The organism is Nostoc sp. UHCC 0251, assembly GCF_034932245.1.
GTDB lineage: Bacteria > Cyanobacteriota > Cyanobacteriia > Cyanobacteriales > Nostocaceae > Nostoc.
On record NZ_JAYGHD010000509.1, the window covers coordinates 1 to 2,615 of the forward strand.

Below are 2,615 nucleotides of genomic sequence, written 5' to 3' on the forward strand. Positions count from 1 at the left end.
AAGCTTGTTTTGTGTTGGGGTCTAAATCCCCATTACAAAACGTAATTGCGTTAGCAAAGCGGTAGCGAGTCCGCGAGCGTCATTGCGAATTGTTTAATCTAATTCTTCTGTCATGCAGGGCAGGAAGTATATATTATACTTTTATAGTATTAGACCTTTATATCTTAGAGTAATTAGACCTTAATGAGATTATAAGGTTACTTAGCTGCATTGAAAGCGACGGGAAACTTCATCCCCTTGTGGGTAGAGTTTTTCATTCTTTCTCAAAGCGATCGCCTGCTTGATGAATGCTTCTAAGTTTTGGGTAGCAGTGGGATTGTCAAACAGAACGTTGATTGACAGTTTTAGAGCTTCACGAACTGAGTATCGCCAATCAATATCTACCGCTAATCGCACAGCAATCTTAATATATTGCGAGGCATCATCTGCAATTGTCTCTGTTACACCGATAGCTTGCAAGAAACCATAAGAGTGACGCCCTCGCATAAACTCACCAGGACAAGTAACAATCGGTAAATGACAGGCGATCGCATCTAGTGTTGTGTTGCCACCCGCCCACTCAAAGGTATCTAAATAAATGTCTGCCAAAGAAAGCAAATCAAAGTAATCACCACGGGGTAGCACAGGAGAGAATACACAATAGTCAAGACTATCTAACCCTACAGCCGCGAATGCTTGTTTCAGACGTTCTTGAGAAATCCCAGAGCGAAGGAACATAAACTGAGCATTGGGAACTTGACGGGCAATTTCTGCATAAATATAATCGTGCTGCGGTAAATATTTATAGGCAGCTTGACTGGAGATGTAGACAATAGCATCTTCTCGTAATCCAAAAAATAATCGGTTGTGGCGAACTGAGTTAACTTTGATAGCAGGATAGGAAATCCCAACACCAGGCAAACGGACAAGGTTTTCAGTGTAGTGATATTGCCCATTCACAGGCTCCATCAGTTCGCTGGATAAGAAATAGTCAATGGTAGGCAGTCCAGAAGTTACAGGTTGCCCCCAAGCCATACATTGAATCGGTGCTAAACGGAGTCCAGCAATACATAGCGTTGTGGCATCCATTCCTAATTCTGGAAAAATTAACACATCAAGGTTGTCATCAATAACTTGTTGACACACCTGTTCTAAATTATTTGGTAAATGATAGAACTTTGTACTATAGGACTGAAATAATTGAGTAGCAGCATCAATTTGATGTCCTATGTGATATGAATAAATTTCAAAATTTTGAGTGTCTGCATATTTAAGCCAGTTTAAGAACAAAGCTGTTCCACTCCAGCCACACAAAAAATAGGAAAGATAGCCAATTCTAATTCGCTGATTGTTGCTAATAGCAGAAATTGGACGCGCTTGATTCCATTGTGGATAATTTGCCGCCATAATTTGGTGAACTAGCCGTCCATATTGCTGCTGTAGTACTACATCATTCTTTGCCTGATATGCAAGAAAAAAGTTTGTATGATGGCCGATTCCTATTAAAGCTTTTTTCTGCTCATCAGGGCTATTCATTGTTATTTCTTGAATCAGTTTTTCTAGCCCATGCTCAAACCATGCCCGGTAGGTATCAATCTCCTGAGAAGTATGATAAATTTCTGGTAGCATAAGATGGCTCAACATCTTAAATATGTAGTTTTCAGGAAACTTCTCCATAACCTGTTGGGCAAAGTTACGAGCTTCCAGATACTTCTGGCTTTGCTTGAGGCGGATAATCAGCCAGAAATAGAGTTCTTCTGCTTGAGGGCAATGGCTAATACCGTTCTGTAATGTTTCGATAGCCGCTTGCATCTGACCAGTTTTCCACAAAACATTACTTAACTTCAGATAATAGTCAATCTGCTGCGGACAGAGAGATAAATACTTACTGTAATATGGAATAGCGTTTTCGGGCGATTCACTGTCTGCAAAATAGTCACCCCATCTTTGCCAAGATTCTAGCCGAGCAGCTTCATAAACAGTTTGCTTTTCAATTTCTGACAAATCACATATAGGAACTTCTGCAACTTTTAGCTGCTGGATAATGTGGTGATCTTCGTTATTAATTGGGATACGAAAGTTAATTAATGATTTAATAACAGACCATTCTTGTGTGGTTAACTGACCCGTAAGCCCTACATTTAGGTCTTCAGAGACAGTCTCCTCTAAGCTAAGTTTCAAAGCTGTCTCAAAAAGCAATGAGTTAGCATTATCTTGTAGTTCATCTGATAAACTTTGGCTGTCAATTAGCAGTGTTATATCTTGTCTAGCTGGATGGGTAAACAGAGTTCTGAGAACATTTGTTAAGTCTTCTGTAATCGCTGTTTCTAAATTAGACCAGTCAGGAAAAATAATAAAATTAATATCTCTTAATTCATTAATTAACATAGCGTTGTAATGACTAATGACAATCTACCTTGCGTATAGGCACTACTATATATGTTTTTACAAAAATGGCATCAGTAACCGAGATATCCTTACAGCTAACTTTTGAGTTTTGTTTTGGAGTCGTTGTAACCATAATTTTCACAAATTCCCACAATCAAAATTCAGGAAGCGTCGAGCATTCAGATTGGTATATGGGACTTCCAAATAAAAAAATATACAACTATTTATTGTGGGGTGGGCGACACGAT

Annotated in this window: 2 protein-coding genes; one reads left to right on the plus strand and one right to left on the minus strand. The window is 39.0% G+C overall.

The genetic code is table 11. The annotated features are described in order from the left end of the window. Positions 1-201: 201 nt before the first annotated feature. Positions 202-2,367 (minus strand): glycosyl transferase family 1, encoded by a 2,166-nt coding sequence (locus VB740_RS36385; RefSeq protein ID WP_323204657.1) that lies wholly within the window; start codon positions 2,365-2,367, stop codon positions 202-204. Between the two features lie 65 nt (positions 2,368-2,432). On the opposite strand from VB740_RS36385, the gene VB740_RS36390 reads away from it, so the two are divergent. Continuing rightward, positions 2,433-2,615 (plus strand): hypothetical protein (locus tag VB740_RS36390; RefSeq protein WP_323204658.1); only part of this gene is annotated, 183 nt, incomplete at its 3' end.